At 71.0% G+C, this 18,680-nt stretch carries 22 protein-coding genes; 9 read left to right on the forward strand and 13 right to left on the reverse strand.

Going from position 1 to position 18,680, the window contains the following annotated elements:
* Positions 1-30 precede the first annotated feature (30 nt).
* Positions 31-2,199 (forward strand): VWA domain-containing protein, encoded by a 2,169-nt coding sequence (locus tag EI982_RS05695; protein WP_157688567.1) that lies wholly within the window; start codon positions 31-33, stop codon positions 2,197-2,199.
* On the opposite strand, the gene EI982_RS05700 is transcribed toward EI982_RS05695, so the two are convergent.
* The 12 genes from EI982_RS05700 to cobA form a co-directional block, all read right to left on the reverse strand.
* Positions 2,196-3,434, reverse strand: coding sequence for a BamB-related PQQ repeat family beta-propellar protein (locus EI982_RS05700; RefSeq protein WP_157688568.1), 1,239 nt, complete (start codon positions 3,432-3,434; stop codon positions 2,196-2,198). The two genes, EI982_RS05695 and EI982_RS05700, sit on opposite strands and share 4 nt — an antisense overlap.
* Positions 3,434-3,811: a DUF3209 family protein gene (locus EI982_RS05705; protein WP_157688569.1), complete on the reverse strand. Its 378-nt coding sequence runs from the start codon at positions 3,809-3,811 to the stop codon at positions 3,434-3,436. The genes EI982_RS05700 and EI982_RS05705 overlap by 1 nt, the downstream gene beginning before the upstream one ends.
* On the reverse strand, positions 3,811-5,022 hold the full coding sequence (locus tag EI982_RS05710; protein WP_157688570.1) for a CbiX/SirB N-terminal domain-containing protein: 1,212 nt from the start codon (positions 5,020-5,022) through the stop codon (positions 3,811-3,813). The genes EI982_RS05705 and EI982_RS05710 overlap by 1 nt, the downstream gene beginning before the upstream one ends.
* Positions 5,019-5,678 (reverse strand): cobalamin biosynthesis protein, encoded by a 660-nt coding sequence (locus EI982_RS05715; RefSeq protein ID WP_157688571.1) that lies wholly within the window; start codon positions 5,676-5,678, stop codon positions 5,019-5,021. The genes EI982_RS05710 and EI982_RS05715 overlap by 4 nt, the downstream gene beginning before the upstream one ends.
* Complete coding sequence (locus tag EI982_RS05720) at positions 5,675-5,917, reverse strand: ferredoxin (protein ID WP_157688572.1); 243 nt, start codon at positions 5,915-5,917, stop codon at positions 5,675-5,677. The genes EI982_RS05715 and EI982_RS05720 overlap by 4 nt, the downstream gene beginning before the upstream one ends.
* A gap of 1 nt (position 5,918) precedes the next feature.
* Complete coding sequence (gene cobJ, locus EI982_RS05725) at positions 5,919-6,917, reverse strand: precorrin-3B C(17)-methyltransferase (protein ID WP_157688573.1); 999 nt, start codon at positions 6,915-6,917, stop codon at positions 5,919-5,921.
* A 2-nt stretch (positions 6,918-6,919) separates the two neighbouring features.
* Positions 6,920-7,732 carry a precorrin-3B C(17)-methyltransferase gene (locus EI982_RS05730; RefSeq protein ID WP_157688574.1) on the reverse strand — a complete coding sequence of 271 codons (813 nt, stop codon included), beginning with the start codon at positions 7,730-7,732 and terminating at the stop codon, positions 6,920-6,922.
* On the reverse strand, positions 7,729-8,697 hold the full coding sequence (gene cbiG, locus EI982_RS05735; protein WP_157688575.1) for a cobalt-precorrin 5A hydrolase: 969 nt from the start codon (positions 8,695-8,697) through the stop codon (positions 7,729-7,731). The genes EI982_RS05730 and cbiG overlap by 4 nt, the downstream gene beginning before the upstream one ends.
* A complete protein-coding gene (locus EI982_RS05740) occupies positions 8,690-9,502 on the reverse strand; it encodes a cobalt-precorrin-4/precorrin-4 C(11)-methyltransferase (protein WP_157688576.1) in 813 nt (270 codons plus the stop codon). The genes cbiG and EI982_RS05740 overlap by 8 nt, the downstream gene beginning before the upstream one ends.
* Positions 9,499-10,206, reverse strand: coding sequence for a cobalt-factor II C(20)-methyltransferase (locus tag EI982_RS05745; RefSeq protein ID WP_157688577.1), 708 nt, complete (start codon positions 10,204-10,206; stop codon positions 9,499-9,501). The genes EI982_RS05740 and EI982_RS05745 overlap by 4 nt, the downstream gene beginning before the upstream one ends.
* Positions 10,203-10,760, reverse strand: a complete 558-nt coding sequence (gene cbiT, locus EI982_RS05750) for a precorrin-6Y C5,15-methyltransferase (decarboxylating) subunit CbiT (protein ID WP_157688578.1) — start codon at positions 10,758-10,760, stop codon at positions 10,203-10,205. Before cbiT ends, EI982_RS05745 begins: the two co-directional genes overlap by 4 nt.
* Positions 10,761-10,838: 78 nt before the next feature.
* Positions 10,839-11,735 (reverse strand): uroporphyrinogen-III C-methyltransferase, encoded by an 897-nt coding sequence (gene cobA / locus EI982_RS05755; RefSeq protein ID WP_157688579.1) that lies wholly within the window; start codon positions 11,733-11,735, stop codon positions 10,839-10,841.
* Positions 11,736-11,879: 144 nt separating this feature from the next.
* Between cobA and EI982_RS05760 the strand changes: the two genes are divergently transcribed.
* The 8 genes from EI982_RS05760 (at position 11,880) to tenA (ending at position 18,126) form a co-directional block, all read left to right on the forward strand.
* Entirely contained in the window at positions 11,880-12,542 is a 663-nt protein-coding gene (locus tag EI982_RS05760; protein WP_157688580.1) for an energy-coupling factor ABC transporter permease, read from the forward strand.
* Positions 12,539-12,811, forward strand: a complete 273-nt coding sequence (locus EI982_RS05765; protein WP_157688581.1) for a cobalt ECF transporter S component CbiN — start codon at positions 12,539-12,541, stop codon at positions 12,809-12,811. Before EI982_RS05760 ends, EI982_RS05765 begins: the two co-directional genes overlap by 4 nt.
* Positions 12,795-13,520, forward strand: coding sequence for a cobalt ECF transporter T component CbiQ (gene cbiQ, locus EI982_RS05770; RefSeq protein ID WP_157688582.1), 726 nt, complete (start codon positions 12,795-12,797; stop codon positions 13,518-13,520). Before EI982_RS05765 ends, cbiQ begins: the two co-directional genes overlap by 17 nt.
* On the forward strand, positions 13,517-14,251 hold the full coding sequence (locus EI982_RS05775; protein ID WP_157688583.1) for an energy-coupling factor ABC transporter ATP-binding protein: 735 nt from the start codon (positions 13,517-13,519) through the stop codon (positions 14,249-14,251). The genes cbiQ and EI982_RS05775 overlap by 4 nt, the downstream gene beginning before the upstream one ends.
* A gap of 369 nt (positions 14,252-14,620) precedes the next feature.
* The gene (locus tag EI982_RS05780; RefSeq protein WP_157688584.1) at positions 14,621-15,760 is read left to right on the forward strand and encodes a mandelate racemase/muconate lactonizing enzyme family protein; all 1,140 of its coding nucleotides are present in this window, start codon (positions 14,621-14,623) and stop codon (positions 15,758-15,760) included.
* A 70-nt stretch (positions 15,761-15,830) separates the two neighbouring features.
* Positions 15,831-16,676: an NOP5/NOP56 family protein gene (locus tag EI982_RS05785; protein ID WP_157688585.1), complete on the forward strand. Its 846-nt coding sequence runs from the start codon at positions 15,831-15,833 to the stop codon at positions 16,674-16,676.
* Entirely contained in the window at positions 16,673-17,308 is a 636-nt protein-coding gene (locus EI982_RS05790) for a fibrillarin-like rRNA/tRNA 2'-O-methyltransferase (protein ID WP_157688586.1), read from the forward strand. The genes EI982_RS05785 and EI982_RS05790 overlap by 4 nt, the downstream gene beginning before the upstream one ends.
* 158 nt (positions 17,309-17,466) lie before the next feature.
* Positions 17,467-18,126, forward strand: a complete 660-nt coding sequence (tenA, locus tag EI982_RS05795) for a thiaminase II (RefSeq protein WP_157688587.1) — start codon at positions 17,467-17,469, stop codon at positions 18,124-18,126.
* A gap of 216 nt (positions 18,127-18,342) precedes the next feature.
* Here the strand turns inward: tenA and EI982_RS05800 are convergent, their stop codons facing one another.
* Positions 18,343-18,642 (reverse strand): PadR family transcriptional regulator, encoded by a 300-nt coding sequence (locus tag EI982_RS05800; protein ID WP_049936312.1) that lies wholly within the window; start codon positions 18,640-18,642, stop codon positions 18,343-18,345.
* Between the last annotated feature and the right edge of the window lie 38 nt (positions 18,643-18,680).

Here is an 18,680-nt window from a genome sequence, read left to right on the forward strand (position 1 = left end):
GCGGTACTACAAGTAAACTTTCGTATTCACATGGAGCGTCGCCACACACCGTTCCCGGCCATCGTCGGGCAGGAGGAGTTGAAGCGGGCGTTGCTGACCGTCACGGCGAACGACGCGCTCGACGGCCTGCTGGTCCGCGGGGAGAAGGGGACGGCCAAGTCCACGGCCGTCCGGGCGCTGGTCGACTTGTTGCCCGAGCAGCGCGCGGTCGCGGACTGTCCGTACAGCTGTCCGCCGGCCGACCCGGACAGGCAGTGTGCGTCGTGTCGGGAGCGGGCCGACCCGCCGGTCGAGACGCGGTCGGTCCCGTTGGTGACCCTCCCGCTCGGCGCGACCCGCGAGCGCGTGGTCGGGACGCTGTCGGTGGCCGACGCCTTGGACGGCGACGCCGCGTTCGACCCCGGCCTCCTCGCCCGCGCCAACCGGGGGATCCTCTACGTCGACGAGGTGAACCTCCTCGACGACCACCTGGTGGACGTCCTCCTCGACGCGGCCGCGAGCGGCGTCAACCGGGTCGAGCGCGACGGCGTGAGTCGGACCCACCCCGCGGAGTTCACGCTCGTCGGGACGATGAACCCCGAGGAGGGCGACCTCCGCCCACAGCTCCGCGACCGGTTCGCCCTCCAGGCGACGGTCACGGGCTGTGAGGCCGTCGACGACCGGGTCGAGGTCATCGACCGCGCCCTCGACCGGGACGCCGACCCCGAGACGTTCGCCGCCGCGTACGACGACGAGACCGACACCCTCCGCGAGCGACTGCGCGACGCGCGACGACGCGTCGGCGACGTGACCCTCCCCGAGGAGTTCAAAACCGACATCGCCGAACTGTGCCGCGACGCGGGCGTCGACGGCCACCGGGCCGACATCGCCACCGCCCGCACCGCGCGAACGCTCGCGGCGCTCGACGGCCGGGCGAAGGTGCTCCGCTCGGACGTCCGCGAGGCGGCGGCGTTCGCGCTCCCCCACCGTCTCCGGCGCCGTCCCTTCGACGACGAACCCGACCCCGACGACGTCCTCGACGACCACTTCGACGGCGATGGCGACGGCGATGGCGACGAAAACGGCGAGGGTGACGCAGACGGCGACGAAAACGGCGAGGGTGACGCAGACGGCGACGAAAACGGCGAGGGTGACGCCGACACCGGCGGGGCGGACGACGGGTCGAGCGGGGACGGGCCCGGCCGCGAGGGGGACGCCGAGGGCGACGGCCCGACCCGGGAGTCGGCGCCGTCGAGCGCCGAGGGGTCGGGACCGGCTGGCGGCGGTGGCGAGGGCGGCGGCGACGGATCCGACGGCGACGGCGGAAGCGACGGCGACGGCGGAAGCGACGGCGACGCGGAGGACGAGGCGACGCCGCTGGTCCCCGGTCAGCGGCGGGCCGAGGTGGGCGACGCCGAGCGCCCGCCCGCCGACGACGTGACGGCGTCGACGAGCGACGGGAGCGGGTCCCGCGCCCGGACCGACGCCGCCGCGGGGTCGCGTGGCTCGCGGGTGCGGACCGAGCGCGCGGGCCCGGGCGACGACGTGGACGCGGCGGCGTCGGTCCGGGCCGCCGCGGCCGCGGGACGGGCCGACGTGGGCGAGGACGACCTACGGCGGTCCGTCCGGCGCGGGAGTGCGGGGACGCTCGTCGTCTTCGTCGTCGACGCGAGCGCGTCGATGCGCCCGGCGATGCGCGAGGCCAAGGGGACGGTCATGGCGCTCCTGCGCGACGCCTACGAGCGGCGGGACGAGGTGGCGTTCGTCGCCGTCGCCGGTGACGAGGCGGAGGTGTTGCTCCCGCCGACGGACAGCGTCACGCTCGCGGCCCGCCACCTGAAGGAGTTGCCGACCGGCGACCGGACGCCCCTCCCGGACGGACTCGACACGGCGACCCGACTCGTGACGCGATCCGACGCGGACGCCGGACTCGTCGTCGTCGTGACCGACGGGCGCGCGAACGTCGCCGAGGGGAGCCCCACGGCGGCGACCCGCGCCGCGGCCCGCCGGCTGGCGGAAAGCGACGCGTCGGTCGTCCTCGTCGACGCCGCCGAACGTCGTCCGGGTGGGGGCGGAGAGTCTTCGGCCCCCGTCGACGCCGGCGGCGGAACGGGCGTGACGGGAATCATCGAGGAGGAGACCGGCGGGCGACGGATTCCCCTGTCGGACCTCACCGCCGACGTCGTCGCCGACGCCGCGGCGTCGGTCGAGCGGGACTAACGGACCCGCCACGCGTGCAGGCGGTGGGTCCCGTGCGTGACGCCCTCGTCGTGATACTCGACGGGTTCCTCGACGACGGCGAGGGCGTCGTCACCGAGCGCCACGGCCGCGGCGACGCCCGGCAGCGACCGTGAATCGAGGTGGCCCCGGGTCGCGTCGAGGAGGTGGACCGCGTGGGTGTCGGCCGACCGCTCCCGGAAGTGCTGTGCCGAGGGGACGGCGACGAACGACCCGTTGGCCGCGACGCCGCGGGCGAACCCGCCGACGTCGTGGGTCCAGGCGACGTCGCCGCCGTCGACGGCGACGGCCGTATGTTCCCGCGGGTGGCGGGCGTCCGGGTCGCGGGTCGACGCGGCGTAGGTGTTGCCCGTCACGAAGACGGCGGTTCCGTCGGCGACGGCGACGTGGTTCGGGTAGGCGTAGACCGTGTCGCCGTCGACCGACCGCTCGCTCGCCAGGTCGACCCGCCACCGCTCGCCGCCGTCGAAATCGAGCAGGTAGCCGTGTTTGTCGCCGTGGCTCGCGACGGCGATGCCGTCGTCGACGACGGCCACGTCGCCGACGCGGCGGTCACCCTCGGTTCCGGGGTCCCAGTTGGCGAGGAGGGCCCCCGAATCGGCGTCGAGGACGACCAGACCGTACACGTGGTCGGCCGTACAGCGGTTGTACGCGACGACGACGCGCCCGTCGCCGACGTCCACGGCGATGGGCGAGGCGTGGGCGGCGTAGCGCCACTGGACGCCGCCGTCGGGGTCGACCCCGAGGACGACGCTCGACCACGTCCGGTCGTCGCCGTCACGGTCGTACCGCCGGGCGGCGACGACGGCCGTGTCGTCGATCACGGCCGCGTCGACCACGTACGGTTGGAAGAGGAGCGACTCCCGAGTCGCCGTCCCGACGTCCGCCGCGGTGGCGTAGCGCCACCGGACCTCGCCCGTGGCCGGCGACAGCGCGGCGACGCGGCCGTCGGGGCCGCGTTCGCCGACGACGAGCGTATCCGCCGTCGCCGCCAGCGACACGGCGTACCGCTCGTCGGCCGTCGACTGGTCGCCCGGGCCCGCCCAGCCCTCCAAGGGCGTCGCGTCGGGGCGGTGCGCGGCCACGCGTCCGTCGGCCCCGCCCGCGAAGAGACGGTCGTCGGCGATAGCCGCCCCGGAGCGCGCCCGGTTGTGGCGGCTCCCCGCAGGGGACAGGTCGCCCAGCGACCGCCGCGCCGGGTCGACGAGTTCGGGCATCACTCCTCCGTCGGGAACGTCTCGTGGAGCGTGTGGTGGGCCTCGCCGAGGTCGTCGAGCACGGCGTCGGTCCGCTCACGGAGCCGGCGCACGGTGCGTTCGGCGTCGCGGACGGCGACGACCCGTCCCCGGAGGTAGGCCCCGTCTGGGTCGGTGGCGTCGGCCGCCATCGCCTCCTCTTCGAGGTCGATCAGGGCCGCTTCGAGGTGGCGCTGTATCTCGTCGAGCGTCTCGGCCGCGGCCAGCGCCGCGATGGGGCCGCCGGCCTCCAGTTCGTCGCCGATTTCGGCCTCGGCGTGCTGTTTGACGCTCTCGTCGACGGTACCGGTCATGTTCATCAGTGCGAGTCGAAGCGCTTCGAGTTCTGCGCAAGCCATTATAGCGTTTGGTGGACGAGTTCGGAGACGATGCGGTCCCGGTCGAGGTGGGACGAGACGATGCGGTCGGTGTCGTCGGCGGTGACGCCGCCGTACCAGACGCCGTCGGGGTAAACGGCGACCATCGGGCCGTCCCCGCACTGTCCGAGACAGGAGGTGCGGGTGATCCGGGCGTCGCAGTCTTCGGCGTCGCGGACGCCCTGCCGGAGTCCCTCGATGACCGCCGCCGATCCGCTCTCGGCACACGTCTGGTTGGTGCAGACCGCCACGTGCTTTTCGGGCGCGTCGTGGACGTGCGGGTCGTCGCCGACGTCCTCACGGTCGGCGTGTTCCGCCTGATGGACGAGCGAGCGCAGCATGGCGCGTGCCCCGCCCTGGTCCTCCTCGTAGCCCGAGAGTTCGACCTTGTACTTGCAGGTGTCACAGGACATCTCGACGCTGTCCGAGCGGGCCGCCCGCCAGCGGTCGACGAGGACGTCGACGACCCGGTCGTCGACCCCGAGCGGGGCGCCCGCGCCCGCGGCGACGTAGGGGTACTCGTCGTCGAAGGACTCGGCCGTGTCGACGATGCGCCCCGTCAGCGTCCCGTCGCCGAGCATGTACGGGACGACGACCACCGCGTCGGGGCGGCTCTTCGTGACGGTGTGGAGCGTCTCGTCGAGGAGCGGCGACGTCACGCCGATGAACGAGGCCTCGACGCGGTCGAACTCGCGGCCCTCGTAGAGGAGCCGCGCGAGTTTGTGCACGTCGGCGTTCGAGTCCGGATCGCTCGACCCGCGGGCACAGACGACGACGGCCACGTCGTCCTCGGTCCGATCGACACCGAGATCGGCCTCGACGGCGCGGACGCGGTCGTCGAGCAGGTCCACGAGCGACGGGTGGACGCCCAGATGCGAGCCGTAGTGGATCGTCAGGTCGTCGTGTCGGGCCCGCGCCGTCTGGACGGCAAGCGGCACGTCGTTTTTGACGTGGCTCGCGCCGAACAGCGACAGCGGGACGACGGTCAGCGTCCGGCAGGCGGGCGCGAGCGTCTCGATGGCCTCCCCGATGGGCGGGTCGGCGAGTTCGAGGTAGGCCGCGTCGACCGGCAGGTCGAGTTCGGCCTCCAGGTCCGCCGCCAGCGTGCGCACCTGCTCGTTCGACTTCTCGCGGCGGGAGCCGTGGCCGACGAGCAGGACCGCGTCGTCGTCGAGCGGCTGCTCGTCGATCATCCCTCCACCTGCTCCAGGCTCCGGAGCAACTTGCGCCGCCGCGTCGGCGCGAACAGCTCGCTCGCCTCGCTCCCCTCGTACACCCAGCGGCCGAACGGGCCGGCGGCCGCGTCGTCGATCCCGAACCAGTAGCCGCCGGAGGACGTCTCCCCGATGTCGTCGGCCGGGGCGTCGACCGGGCAGTCCGCGAGGTGCCCCTGGACCGCCTCCAGCAGCGTCCGGTCGTCGTGGACGAAGGAGATGCCCACGGTCCCCGAGGAGGACTTGAAACAGACCGTCCCGCAGCTCTCCAGGAGTCCCCGGAGGAGTTGCCGGTGGGCGTCCGCGAGGGCGTCGAAGCGGTAGCCGCCCCGCTCGTCGCCCGTCGGGAGGCCGAAGGCGGCGCTCCCGCGTGCGGCCACGTCGCCGGCGACGGTGACGCGGTACTCGTCCTCGGTCCGGGTGATCGACGTATCGTGGGCGTACTCGCGTTCCGTCCGGCGGTGGTCGACGTCGCCGCCGCCCGCGATTACGACGAGGCGGTCGGCACAGCCCTCGTCCGGCGCCCGGACGGTGAGGCCGTCCGCCCGGACGTCGCCGTCGCCGGCGACGTGGCCCCAGAAGTAGGCCGTCTCCGGGTGACACTCGAGCAGGTCGGCGGGTGCCTCGGCGGTCATGGTTCCTCCCGGACGGTGATGGCGTCGGGCGGGCAGGCCCGCGCGGCGAGGGTCGCGTCCTCGACGTCGCCGTCGAAGGTGGCGATCACGCGCTCGCCCGCCCGCTCGACGTCGACCACGCCCTCGGCCGTCGGATCGACCGTCGCGAGGCCGGCGTCGTCCTCGACGAAGCGGTCGTCGCGGACGAGACAGGCGAAGATGCCGTCGCAGGCCTCCCGATCGAGTTCGACGCGGAACATCTCAGTACTCGTATTTCCGCTCGTAGCCACGCGGCGTCACCATCCGACCGTCCCAGACGTAGGTCTCGTCGTTGCCGACCAGGAGCGTCGTCGTCATGTCGACGAGGTCGGACTCGCCGAGTTCCGGGAGGTCGCGCAGTTCCACGATTTCGGTCTCCTCGTCCTCGCGGCCCGCGGCGTGGACGATCCCCACCGGCGTCTCGGGGTCGCGGTGTTCGAGGAGGATCTCACAACACTTCTGGTAGTTCTCCCGGCGCTTGCGGCTCCAGGGGTTGTATATCGCGATCGTGAACCCCTCCTTGGCGGCCGCGTGCAGGCGGGACTCGATGGTCGGCATCGGCGTCAGGTGATCGGAGAGGCTGATGCTGACGGTGTCGTTGACGAGGGGGGCGCCCAGACGGGCCGCACACGACTGGGCGGCCGGCACCCCGGGCACCACCTCGAAGTCGACGGCGCTCGCCGATCCACCCTTGGATTCGAGGATCTCGAGCGCGAGGCCGCCGAGCGCGTAGACGTTCGGGTCGCCGCTCCCCACGATGGCCACCTCGTTGCCGGCGAGCGCCCGGTCGACCGCCTCCTCGGTTCGCGACACCTCGCCGCACATCGGCGTCGAGTAGACGTCCTCTGCACCCTCGACGACGTCGTCGGGGAGGAGGTCGACGTACGTCGTGTAGCCGACGATATGCTCGACGCCACGGAGCGCCTCCGTCGCCCGGGCGGTCATCCCGCTCGCCTCGCCGGGGCCCAGGCCGACGGCGACGAGTCGGCCGGGGTCGGCGTCGAAGTCGTCGGCCGTCGCCGTGACGTTCTCGTCGGTCGTCTCCGACTTCGACCCGCCGCACTTCGACTCCGACGTCTCCGATTTCGACCCGCCGCACTTCGACTCCGACGTCTCCGATTTCGACCCGCCGCACTTCGACTCCGACGTGTCGGTCGCCGCCGCGTCGGTATCGGTCGTCGCGCCACACCTCGATCCGTCGTTCGCGTTGGTCTCGCTCATGGTTAGAAGTCCTCGACGTCACGCCCGCCGCGCGGGGTGACGAGGTACGTTTCGTGGTCGTTGCGCCAGGTGTCGGTCTCGTGGGTGCCGACGAGGATGGACGTGCCCATGCCGCCGACGTCTTCCTCGTGGGCCGCCGCCTCGCCGAGCGTCGTGACGGTGAACGCCTCCCCGTCGACGTTCCGGCCGGCGTCGCCCCGGCCGGCGTCGTTGAAGATGCCGACCGGCACGTCGTCGGCCCGCTCCTCGCGGAGGATCCCGATCGCCCGCTCGTAGTTCCGCCAGCAGTTGTAGAGGACGACGACGAAATCGCTGATCGCGGCCGCGCGGAGTTTCTCCTCGATCTCGTCCCAGCCGCGCCACTTGTCGGACAGCGACACGGTACAGAAGTCGTTCGAGAGGGGCGCGCCCATCATCGCCGCGCCGCCGAGCGCCGCGGTCACGCCGGGGACGATCTCGATCGGGACGTCCGTGGCGTCGTCGGCGTCGGCCATCGTGAAGACGAGGTCGGACTTGCCGTAGACGTTCGGGTCGCCCCCGGAGACGTTGGCGACGTCCTCGCCGTCCCGGACGCGCTCGAAGGCTTCGCGGGTGAGTTCGACCTGCTGTCCCATCGACGAGCGGACGACCTCGGGCTCAGCCTCGCCGCCCTCGCCCTCGGGCGGGAGCGTCCCGTCCTGCCGGAGGAACTCCTGGTAGAGGTTCGAGGCGATGACACAGTCGGCGCCGGTGATGACCTCGCGCGCCCGCTGGGTCATGTGGGCGGGCAGCCCCGGCCCGATGCCGACGACGTAGAGGGTGCCGTGATCGGTCATCGGCCCACCGCCACGGTGACCGCATCGTCGTGTCGCCGCTTCTCGACGAGGAGTTCGTGGTCGCGGCCGGCCGCGATGGCGCTCGCCTCCGCGATGCCCGGCCAGCCGATCAGCTCCTTCGACTTGGAGGGGGTCGGCCCCTCGAAGGCCTCCAGGGTCTCCTTGTCGAGGGAGGCCACTCCGACGCCGAACTCCCGTGCGGCCTCGATCAGGCCGGGTTCGTCCTCCTTGCGGGTCGCCGTCGCGACGAACTCGACGTCGTCGGGCGTCAGGTCCGCCTCGTCGAGAGCCGCGCGCCAGGCGGTCAGGAACTGTTCGGCGTCGGCGCCGGAGACGCTGCCGGTGCCGAGGACGACGCCCGCCTCCGTGTTCCGCTTGAGGACGGTCACGTCGTCGCCGACGAGGACCGCCCGCGGCCCGTCGAGGCGGGCGACCGGTCCCAGGTTCTCGTCGAGGACGGCGAGGTTCGTCGCCACCGTCGAGTCGCCGTTGACGACGTGGGTGTCGAGGGCCTTCGCGCGGCTCTCGACGCCCTGCTTGCCCGCCGCCTCCGACGCCGTCGTCATCGCGGGCACGGCGCCGAGGCCCGCGAGGTCGTTCGCTACCTGGTTCGCGCCGTGGTGGCCGCCGGTGAGCGGGATGGCCCACGTCAGCTCCTCGTCGACGACGACCACCGCGGGGTCGTCCCACTTGTCGTCGAGCAGGGGTGCGGTCTTGCGCATGGCGATGCCGCTGGCCATCAGGCCGACGAAGCAGTCGTACTCGCCCCAGTGCTCCGCGAAGACGTCGCCGTGGTACTCGAGGATGTCGATGCGGTCGTAGTCGGCCGCGAGGCCGGCTTCGATCTCCTCGGCCGTGTCGAGTTTGCGCTCGAAGCTGACGATCGCGATCTCGTCGGCGACCTCCCCGTCGCTGTCCGGGGTGCTACAGCCGTCGTCCGTCGTGTCGGTAGTGCTCTCAGTCATGGTTCGTGTCGCTCTCGGTGTCGCTGTCGTCGTCGTTCGCCCAGTCGCCGTACAGGTACGACCGCTCGTACCCGGCGCCGGTTGCCGCCTCGCCGATTATCACTAGCGCCGAGGCGCGGTAGCCCGCCGCCTCGACCTGCTCGCCGATGGTTCCGATGGTGCCCCGGATCACGTCCTCGTCGGGCCAGGAGGCGTGGTAGACGACCGCGACGGGCGTCTCGGGATCGTGGCCGTCGTCGAGCAGGCGGTCCATCGTGTCGCTGACGGCGTGGGTCCCCAGGTAGATGCACGTCGTCACGTCGCCGAAGCCGACGAAGTCGCTGATGTGGTCCTCCTCGGCCGAGAGGGTCTTGCCCTGTGGCCGGGTGAAGGCGACGTGGTTGGCCACCTCGTTGAGCGTCAACTGCGTCCCGAGGGTCGCGCTGGCGGCGAAGGCGGAGGTGACGCCGGGCACGAAGTAGGACGGGACACCCTCGTCGTCGAGGGCGTCCATCTGCTCCAGGGCGGCGCCGTAGACGGCGGGGTCGCCGCTGTGCAGGCGCACGACCGTCCGCCCGGCCTCGTAGGCCTCGGCCATCAGCGGGACCAACTCTTCGAGGTCCTTGCCGACGCTGTTGACCTGCTCCGCGTCGTCGCAGTACGCCTCCAGCAGTTCGCTGTTGACCAGCGAGCCGGCGTGCACGACGAGGTCCGCGTCCTCGACGAGGCGCTTCCCGGTGACGGTGAGCAGCCCCGGGTCGCCGGGGCCGGCGCCGATAAAGGGGACGCCCTCGCGGACGTCGCCGGCGGTGTGATCGTTTCTCACGCCGACCCCTCCCGCTCGCCGTCCTCGAAGGCGGCGGTCGCCAGGTCGCGCTCCAGCCCCCGCCGTTCGGCGTACGCGAGCGTGTAGTAGTCGCGCTCGGCCACCTCCGTCGGGTCGCTCGTGACGGTGGTCTCCCCCTGTTCCATGAACAGGCGGCGACCGTAGCGGACGTCGTAGCCGGCGTCGACGAGTCCCTCGTGGGTGGCCACCGCGTCGGTGACCTTGAACAGGATCATCCGATCGGGGCCGGTCGGCGCCGCGCCGTCGGCGGCCTCCCGGAGCGAGAGGCCGGTCCCGGCCTCGATCTCGACGCCGAGCGCCGTCGCGAAGGCCGTCACGGCGCTGACGCCCGGCACCACCGCCACGTCCACGTCGGGGTGGAAGGCCGACAGCGTCCGCCGGAGGTGTCCGAACGTCGAGTAGACGTTCGGGTCGCCGAGGGTGACGAAGGCGACGTCCTCGTCGGCCGCCGTCTCGGCGACGGCGTCGGCGGCCGTCCGCCACGCCCGCCGGAGTTTCTCGGGGTCGCGGGTCATCGGGAAGTCGAGGTCGCCGAGCTTGGAGTCGGGAACGTACTCGCGGGCGACCGACCGCGAGAGGCGGCCGGGCGAGTGAACGGTCGACGCGGATTCGAGGACCCGCTTGCCGCGGACGGTGATCAGGTCGGCCTCGCCGGGGCCGAGGCCGACGCCGTAGACGGTCACGCGAGACCGCCCCCGTCGCGGCGCCCGACGACGACGTAGACGGGGTTGTCCGCCCGGAAGCTCGTCGCGCCGGCGAGTTCGTAGCCGTGGTTCACCTGGATCTGGAGGACCTCCGAGAGGAGGTCCCGGTCGCGGAAGGCGTCGACGGCACGGCCCGCCACCTCGACGCGGGAGACGTTCATCACCACCCGGTCGACGCCCGTCTCCACGGCGTGATCGAGGACGGCCTCGAAGTTCCGACTCCCACCGAGGAACATGGCGTCCGCGTCGTCCGGAAGCCCCGCCGGCGCCTCCGCCTCGCGAAGCGACACCTCGGCGTCGTACTCGTTGGCGGCGAGGTTCTTCCGGGTCACCTCCAGCCGGTCGGGCTTTCGCTCGACGGCCGTCACCCGGCCGGCGCGACGGGCCGCCTCCACGGTGACCGCGCCGGTACAGGAGCCGACGTCGACGAAGTGATCCGTGGGCTGCAAGTCCAACTTCCGGAGCGTCACTCCACGTATCTCCGCTTTCGTCGGCCCGGCCTTCGCGTCGTGCGGAAGCGCTACCTGAGGCATCACCACCACAATTTCGGGCCCGGATGAAAACAATTTTGCTTGTCCTACAAAAAGCGGGGTTTCACTCCACGCGGCGACTCAGGCCGGTTCGAACTCGTCGAGGACGGCGGCGACGTCGTCGCGGATCGAGACCACGTCGCCGACGACGGTGGTCGCGGGGGGCGTGATCGCGGAGTCCTCGGCGTCGTCGACGATGGTCTCGAGGGAGCCCCGGACGACGCGCTGGTCGTCCCAGGCGGCCTTCTGGACGAGGGCGACGGGGACGTCGCCGTCGACGCCGTGCGACCGGAGGGCGGTGACGTTGCGCTCCAGCGTCCGGACGCCCATGAGGATGACGAGCGTCGACCCGTTCCGGATCTCGTCGGCGAGCGCGGCCCAGTCGAGCGTACTCGCGCCCTTGTCCGGCGTCTCGTGGCCCGTGATGACCGTGAAGCGGGAGGAGACGTCGCGGTGGGTGAGCGGGATGCCGGCCAGTCCGGGGGCGGCGATCACGCTGGAGACGCCCGGCACGATCTCGAACCCGACGTCGCGGTCGGCGAGGTACTGGGCCTCCTCGCCGCCGCGGCCGAAGACGAACGGGTCGCCGCCCTTCAGGCGGACGACGGCGTCGCCGGCGGCCGCGCGGTCGGCCAGTCGCTCGTTGATCTCCGCCTGTGGCGTCTTCCGGTCGGCCCGCTTGCCGACGTCGACGACCTCGACCGCGCCGGGGATGCGGTGAACCAGCGTATCACGGGTGAGGGCGTCGTGAAACACCACGTCAGCGGTCTCGATGAGCCGCCGCGCCCGGACGGTGAGCAGGTCCGGATCGCCCGGCCCCGCGCCGACCAGATACACCTGGCCCGCCGTCGCCCGCGACCGCTCCGGGATCGACGTCTCGCGGTCGAAGGGCTGGCGGATCGTCTCGTCGTCGGCGTCCCGGGGGCGTCCCGGCGGTCCGTTCCCCGTTCCCGGTCCCCGAGCGGTGTCCTCTTCCATCGGTGGATAAGCGCTGATTGCAGTAACTTCAATCTACTTGTGTTTCTGGCGGAAGGGAGGTTTTTCCAAAGTGCAGTTTCGTTATCGCAAGCGGTATTGTTTTTACACGGGAGGTAGTCGGCACCGACGGGAAGTGATCTCGACTTGCACATCATGGAGGGATTCCTGCCACCGGTTTGGGCGGTCGTCTGGACGGTCCTCGCACTCCCGTTCGTGGTGTACGGCGCGCGGCGGACGCTGTCGGCCGTTCGGACCGATCCCCGCACCAAGGCGCTGGTCGCGGTGTGTGCGGCGTTCGTGTTCGTCCTCTCGGCGCTCAAACTCCCCTCGGTGGCGGGGAGTTCCTCGCATCCGACCGGGACGGGCCTCATCGTCGTGCTGTTCGGCCCCGCCGTCACCGCCTTCGTCTCGGTCGTGGTCCTCCTCTACCAGGCGCTCCTCCTCGCCCACGGGGGCGTGACGACCCTCGGTGCCAACGTCCTCTCGATGGGGGTCGTCGGCCCCTTCGTCGGGTGGACGGCGTACCGGCTCGTCCGGCCGCGACTGTCGCTCGAACGGTCCACCTTCGTCGCCGCGGCGGTCACCGACTGGACGACGTATCTCGTCACCTCGTTCCAACTCGGGCTGGCCTTTCCCGCGGGGGCGGACCCCGGCGGCGTCCTCGCGTCGGCGCTCGACTTCGCGGCGGTGTTCACCGTCACACAGCTCCCCATCGGCGTGCTCGAGGGCCTCCTCGCGGCGGCGATGGTGGGCTACCTGTGCCGTCTCGACACGCTCGACGGGAGCCGGGTGGGGGTGGCGTCGTGAGACGCAGCCTGCTGCTCGGCGTCGCCGTCGCCGCCGTGGTCTTCCTCCTCGCGACGGCCGGCGGCGACCTCGCGGGAACCGACGGGCAGGCCGTTGCCGAAATCGAGGAGCGGTCCCCGACGTACGACCGGTGGGCGACGCCCGCCTGGGCGCCCGACGCGACGGGCGAGGCCCTCCTCTTCGCTCTCCAGGGGGGCGTTGGCGCGGTCCTGCTCGGACGGTACCTCGACCGGTTGCGAGCGAGTGATGGGGATGCACCGGACGCTTGAGGACGTCCAGGTGACCGCCACGCCCGTCGTCGAGGGGCCGCTACGGGTGTACTTCGTCCTCGTCGCGCTCCTGCTCACCGCGACGACGACGCGACCGGCCGTCTACGCCGTCGCCACCGTCGCCTTCGCCTGTCTGTCGATCCACGCCGCGGGGCGGGCCTACGTCGCGCTCCTCCGGTATCCCCTCGCCTTCCTGGTGCCGAGCCTGCTGGTCGTCGCCGTCGTCACCCCCGGCGCGCCGGTTCTGGACCTGCCGGCCGTGACCATCACCGACCGCGGCCTCGCCGTCGCGGCGCGGACGGGCCTGCGCGCGGTGGCGTCGCTCTCCGTGCTCTCCTTTCTGGCGCTGACGACGACGGTCCCCGAACTGGTCGCTGCCCTCGACGACCTCCGCTTGCCGTCGGCGGTGATCGAACTTCTCCTGCTCGTCTACCGCGGCATCCAGGTCCTCGTCGAGCGGTCGGCACGGCTCCACACGGCCGCCCGCCTCCGCGGTGGGTTCGACTCGCGGCGCGCCCTGTTTCGCACGACGAAACTCGTCGGCGCCTCGCTGCTGGTGGGATCGATCGACCGGGCGGAGGCGTTCGAACGCGCCATGGCGTCGCGCAACTACGCCGGCCGGATGCCGGTCCCCGAGTACGAGAGCGGAGGGTACGCCGTCGTCGGTGTCGTACTCGTCGCCCTCGTCGCGGCGAGGTGGGTCGCGTGATCGAAACGGTCGACCTCCACTTCGGCTACGGCGACCGGACGGTCCTCCGCGGGGTGGAGTTCACCGCCCCGACGGCGGCGGTGACCGTCCTCCTCGGGCGCAACGGGGCCGGCAAGTCGAGCCTGCTGAAGCAGTTCAACGGCCTGCTCGAACCCGACCGCGGCCACGTCGTCGTCGGCGGCGAGCGCGTCGCCTACGACGCCGCTTCGCTCCGCTCGCTCCGTCGCCGGGTCGGGTTCGTCTTCCAGCGACCCGACGACCAACTCGTCGCCCCGACGGTCGGCGAGGACGTCGCCTTCGGCCCGGCCAACCGCGACGGCGACGCGGGGACCGAGGCCCGCGTCGAGCGGGCGCTCTCCCGGGTCGGCCTCGACGGCTACGAGGACCGGCTCTGTAGCCGGCTGAGCAACGGCGAGCGAAAGCGGGTCGCGCTCGCGGGCGTGTTGGCGATGGATCCCGACTACCTCGTCCTCGACGAACCGACCGCGGGACTCGACGGGCCGGGCACGCGCGCCCTCGTCGACCTGATCCGTGGCCTGGCCGACGAGGGCCTCACGTTCGTCGTCTCCACGCATTACCCGGGCTTCGCCGCGGCCGTCGGCGACCGCTTCGGCGTCCTCGACGAGGGGCGGATCGCGTACCACGGTCGATCGCTCGACGGCGTCGACCCCGAGCGGTTCGGCCTCCGGCGGTTCGAGGTGGGTGACGTGACCGATCGCGGTCGGAAATGAGTAATCACCCGAGCCAACGTTACTGGGAATCGACCCGGTTATTTAACCGTCCGAAGTTACACCTCCCGAACGAGAGGCGGCCGGTGTCGGCGGGCCCGGGTTGGATGACTGCCACCGACATGCCATGCCGATCAGGAACGCTCTCCCGCCCACGAAAGCGTCGTCGTCGTCTCTCGGATCCTCCGTACACCCCCGACAGCGGTCGCTCCGCCGGGTGCGCTGGTACCGGCCGTCCACGGCGGGTTTTCCACGGCGCCCGGTTTCGGGACGCGGCCCCGGCGACGGCGCGTGGACGTGTCGCGGGACCACCCCGTCCGTCGGCAGGGTTTTCAACACGACGGGACGAACCCTCGTAGACGTCACACTTCCATGATCGACGTGTCCATCGAGAGCGTAGAGACGGTGGGTCTATCGGCACCGCTGGAAGACCGGTTCGGATACGCACAGGAGTGGGTGGACCGCCGTTCGGCGGTCCTCGTCAAGGTCGAAGCGGACGACGGGACGGTCGGATGGGGGGAGTGCTGGGGCCCGGTGGCTGGAACGCGGGAGACAGTCGAGGACGTCCTGGCACCGACCGTTCTCGGCGAGGATCCGCTGCACGTGGAACGCCTCTACGATCACCTCTACGATGCCGGTCGGGCGACGTACCAGACGGTCGTCCCACTGCCCGCGATCAGCGGGCTGGACATCGCACTCTGGGACCTCAAGGGAAAGCTGCTGGACGAACCCGTCTCCGTGCTCTTGGGCGGCCGCGAACGCGGGGACGTCCGCGCGTACGCCACCGGTCACTACTTCAGGGATACCGACGACCTCTCGGTTCAATACGACGAGATAGCCGACGAAGCGGCGGCGAACGCGGAGGAGTTGGGCGCGTTGAAACTGAAGACCGGTCTCTCGCTTCTCGGATACGGGCCCGACGAGGATATCGAACTCGTGCGAACCGTCCGGGAGCGGGTCGGTGACGACGTGACGATGATGGTGGACGCCAACTACGCCTACACACGGCGCGAAGCACGGAGGGTGGGACGGGCGCTGGACCAACTGGGAGTCCAGTGGTTCGAAGAGCCCGTTGCACCGGAAGATATCGAAGGCTACGCCGCCCTTCGGGCCGACCTGGACGTACCGATCGCGGGAGGCGAATGTCACACGCCGACCGACTTCACTCGGCTGTTCGACGTCCACGGCGTGGACGTCGCACAACCCGACGTCTGCATCGTCGGGGGACTCACCCCCGGACGGCGCATCGTAACCCGAGCCCAAGAACACGGGATCGACGTCGTGCCACACGCGTGGGGGACGCCGGTCGGACTGGCAGCCAGCCTCCACCTCATCGCGACGGTCGATGGCCGACCGTGGTTGGAGTACGATCGCTCGCCGAACCCGATCCGCGACGCCCTCGCCGGTCCCGGTATGGCGCCGGACGACGGAACGGTACCGATTCCGTCCACTCCCGGTCTCGGCGTGGAGGTCGACCTCGATGCGGTGGCCGACTACCGGATAGACGGCTGAAACCGACGACGCGACTTCCGAGGCGCCGTATCGGAAGCGCATTTACAACCCGGGTGTCTAAGACCCGTATATGAGTGACGAATCCGGAGGTGTCGCCTGGTTCCGAGACGTCGACCCGGGCGACGTGGACGCGGCCCGCGAGACCATCGAAGGCGGGAGTGCGGACGAACCGAACGACTGGCCCGCCCGCGCCGTCGAAGAGGGTTTCGCCGCCGACCGAGACGAGTATTACGAGCGCCTGCACGAAGCGACGGTACACGCGACTCGGGAGGCCGTCCGCGAGCGCGAGCGGGCCGACGACCGACAGTTGATCCACTGTGTCCGGGCGATGGACGACGCCGAGCGGACGGCGAACGAACTCGCGGAGCGGGTCGCCGAGTGGGCGGGCGCGCTGTTCGACGACGCCCAGCCGGGCGTCGACGGCGCCCGATCGATCGCCGGACACGACGCCGAGACGGCGGCGGAGCGTCGCGCCGTCTCCCTCGCCGAGCGGGTGGTCGACCTGGCTGACGAGGCCGACGACTTACGCGCGTACATCGAGCGGGCGGCGCCGGCGGTGGCGCCCAACCTGACCCGGATGGCCGGGCCGGTGCTCGCCGCGCGGTTGATCGCCCTCGCGGGCGGCCTCGGTTCCCTCGCGAAGAAGCCCTCGGGAACGGTCCAGGTGCTCGGCGCCGAGGACGCGCTGTTCGCCCACCTCTCCGGACGGGCACCGTCCCCGAAACACGGCGTCATCTTCACCCACGACTACGTCCGGAACACCCGGCCCGAGGACCGCGGATCGGCCGCCCGTGCGCTGGCGGGGAAACTCACCATCGCGGCGCGGATCGACCACTACGCAGGCGACCTCCGGCCGTCGCTCCACGAGGAACTCGACGAGCGCATCGCGACCATCCGCGCGAGGGCCGACCGATGAGCCTCCCCGACGGCGTCGAGCGGCGCCGGGTCGACGGCCGGGAGCGCCTCGCCACCCGCGGGGAGCCGGTGTACGGCGAGCCGACGGACGGCCCGTGGCGCCTGTGGGACGCCGGTCGGTCGAAACTCGGCGCGACCCTGGAACTGGGCCTCGACACCGGCCTGACCGGCGGGGAGAGCGTCCTCTATCTCGGCGCCGCGAGCGGGACGACGGTCAGCCACGTCGCCGACTTCGCGGGACCGACCTACGCCGTCGAGTTCGCGCCCCGACCCGCCCGCGACCTGGTCGATGTGGCGGCCTCCCGCCCCAACCTGTTTCCGCTGTTGAAGGACGCCCGCCGGCCCGAGACGTACGCCCACGTGGTCGAGTCGGATCTCGACGCCCTCGTCCAGGACGTGGCGACCCGCGGCCAGGCCCGCGTCGCGGCCCGCAACCGGCGCTTTCTGGCCCCGGACGGGCGACTCCTCGCGGCGATCAAGGCCCGAAGCGAGGACGTGACCCGCGACCCCGCATCCGTCTTCGAGGACGTCCTCGCCGACCTGCGGGCGCACTACGAGATCCTGGAGACGGCTCGGCTCGACCGGCACCACGACGACCACCTCGTCGTCGTCGCCAGTCCACGGGAGGAGTAGACGCCGACGGCGGCGTCGGGACCACGACCGATCGACCCCGATCGGAGTCCGATTCGGCGGGACGCGACGACGGTCGGCGACGTCGGCCGTGCACACTGTGATAATACGGTTATACCACCAATATATATCACGGTGGCTTCGGTAGGTGAGTCCGTACGATGGCGTTCAGCGACCGACTGCTCGAGGCGGGTGACCACCTCTGGGAGGCACAGAAGGAGCATCCGTTCGTCGTGGAACTCGCGGAGGGAACCTTGGACGAATCGGCGTTCCAGTACTGGATCGAACAGGACTATCGCTATCTCCTCGACTACGCTCGACTGTTCGCCATCGCCGGGGCGAAGGCGCGCGACGAGGGGACGATGACGGACCTCCTGAGCGTCGCCCACAGCACGCTCAGTCACGAGATGGAGCTACACCGGGAGTTCGCCGCCGACTACGGGGTGTCACGGGAGGACCTTGAGGGCGTTCGGAAGGCTCCGACCTGCGAAGCGTACACGAACTTCCTGATTCGGACGGCATACGAGGGGTCGCTCGCGGAGATCAGTGCAGCACTGTTCCCGTGTGGACAGGGCTTCCTCGATATCGGGGAACACACGGCGGAACTCGCGACGGAGGAACACCGATACACGCCGTGGATCGAGACGTACACCAGCGACGAGTTCCGCGACGTCGTCGGCCTGATGCGGGGTTTCGTCGACCGGTGTGGTGAACGGTATCCGGGCGAGCACGACGCCATGCGCGAGGCGTTCCTGACCAGTGCCCGCCTCGAATACCGATTCTGGGAGATGGCCTACACACGGGAGGACTGGGGAGTCTAACCGCGTTCGCGACCGGACCCAGCGAGCACCGGACCCGCAGACTACGGCGGGACGAGGATCCGTCGATGGCGAGTGCGAACCCTCGCCGATCGGGTCGAGTAACGGCGATGCACACGTCCGCGAAGTTGAAGCGTCCGGAGCATCTAGATGGTGTGCCGCGTCACGGGCACGGTGCCCCGGGAGTTTCCCCCCCTCCCGGACGCGGCTGTTTTTCCGTTAGGCCGGCGTCGCCTCTTCGATCAGGTCGGCGACGTACTGGTCCTCCCACTCGCGGCGTGCCTCGAGTTCCCGGCGCCCCCGGCGCGTCAGCGTATAGTAGTTGGTGCGGCGGTCCCGCTGGCCCTTGTCGATGAGTCCCTTCTCGACGAGCGTGTCGAGATTCGGATACAGTCGGCCGTGGTGAATCTCGCTCTCGTAGTAATCCTCGAGTTCCTCCTTGATCGCGAGTCCGTGTGGTTCGTCGAGTCCGGCGATCACGTACAGGAGATCTCGCTGGAAACCGGTCAAGTCGTGCATCGTCGCCCTATATTTATCTCTCGATACTTATATGTCTT

This window comes from Haloplanus salinarum (genome assembly GCF_009762275.1).
GTDB lineage: Archaea > Halobacteriota > Halobacteria > Halobacteriales > Haloferacaceae > Haloplanus > Haloplanus salinarum.

What these genes read in the sequence shown, in the direction of transcription:
- EI982_RS05695 (WP_157688567.1), top strand. Translation starts at nt 31, where the DNA reads ATGGAGCGTCGCCACACACCGTTCCCGGCCATCGTCGGGCAGGAGGAG.
- EI982_RS05700 (WP_157688568.1), bottom strand. Translation starts at nt 3,434, where the DNA reads ATGCCCGAACTCGTCGACCCGGCGCGGCGGTCGCTGGGCGACCTGTCC.
- EI982_RS05705 (WP_157688569.1), bottom strand. Translation starts at nt 3,811, where the DNA reads ATGGCTTGCGCAGAACTCGAAGCGCTTCGACTCGCACTGATGAACATG.
- EI982_RS05710 (WP_157688570.1), bottom strand. Translation starts at nt 5,022, where the DNA reads ATGATCGACGAGCAGCCGCTCGACGACGACGCGGTCCTGCTCGTCGGC.
- EI982_RS05715 (WP_157688571.1), bottom strand. Translation starts at nt 5,678, where the DNA reads ATGACCGCCGAGGCACCCGCCGACCTGCTCGAGTGTCACCCGGAGACG.
- EI982_RS05720 (WP_157688572.1), bottom strand. Translation starts at nt 5,917, where the DNA reads ATGTTCCGCGTCGAACTCGATCGGGAGGCCTGCGACGGCATCTTCGCC.
- cobJ (WP_157688573.1), bottom strand. Translation starts at nt 6,917, where the DNA reads ATGAGCGAGACCAACGCGAACGACGGATCGAGGTGTGGCGCGACGACC.
- EI982_RS05730 (WP_157688574.1), bottom strand. Translation starts at nt 7,732, where the DNA reads ATGACCGATCACGGCACCCTCTACGTCGTCGGCATCGGGCCGGGGCTG.
- cbiG (WP_157688575.1), bottom strand. Translation starts at nt 8,697, where the DNA reads ATGACTGAGAGCACTACCGACACGACGGACGACGGCTGTAGCACCCCG.
- cbiT (WP_157688578.1), bottom strand. Translation starts at nt 10,760, where the DNA reads ATGCCTCAGGTAGCGCTTCCGCACGACGCGAAGGCCGGGCCGACGAAA.
- cobA (WP_157688579.1), bottom strand. Translation starts at nt 11,735, where the DNA reads ATGGAAGAGGACACCGCTCGGGGACCGGGAACGGGGAACGGACCGCCG.
- cbiQ (WP_157688582.1), top strand. Translation starts at nt 12,795, where the DNA reads ATGCACCGGACGCTTGAGGACGTCCAGGTGACCGCCACGCCCGTCGTC.
- EI982_RS05780 (WP_157688584.1), top strand. Translation starts at nt 14,621, where the DNA reads ATGATCGACGTGTCCATCGAGAGCGTAGAGACGGTGGGTCTATCGGCA.
- EI982_RS05785 (WP_157688585.1), top strand. Translation starts at nt 15,831, where the DNA reads ATGAGTGACGAATCCGGAGGTGTCGCCTGGTTCCGAGACGTCGACCCG.
- EI982_RS05790 (WP_157688586.1), top strand. Translation starts at nt 16,673, where the DNA reads ATGAGCCTCCCCGACGGCGTCGAGCGGCGCCGGGTCGACGGCCGGGAG.
- tenA (WP_157688587.1), top strand. Translation starts at nt 17,467, where the DNA reads ATGGCGTTCAGCGACCGACTGCTCGAGGCGGGTGACCACCTCTGGGAG.
- EI982_RS05800 (WP_049936312.1), bottom strand. Translation starts at nt 18,642, where the DNA reads ATGCACGACTTGACCGGTTTCCAGCGAGATCTCCTGTACGTGATCGCC.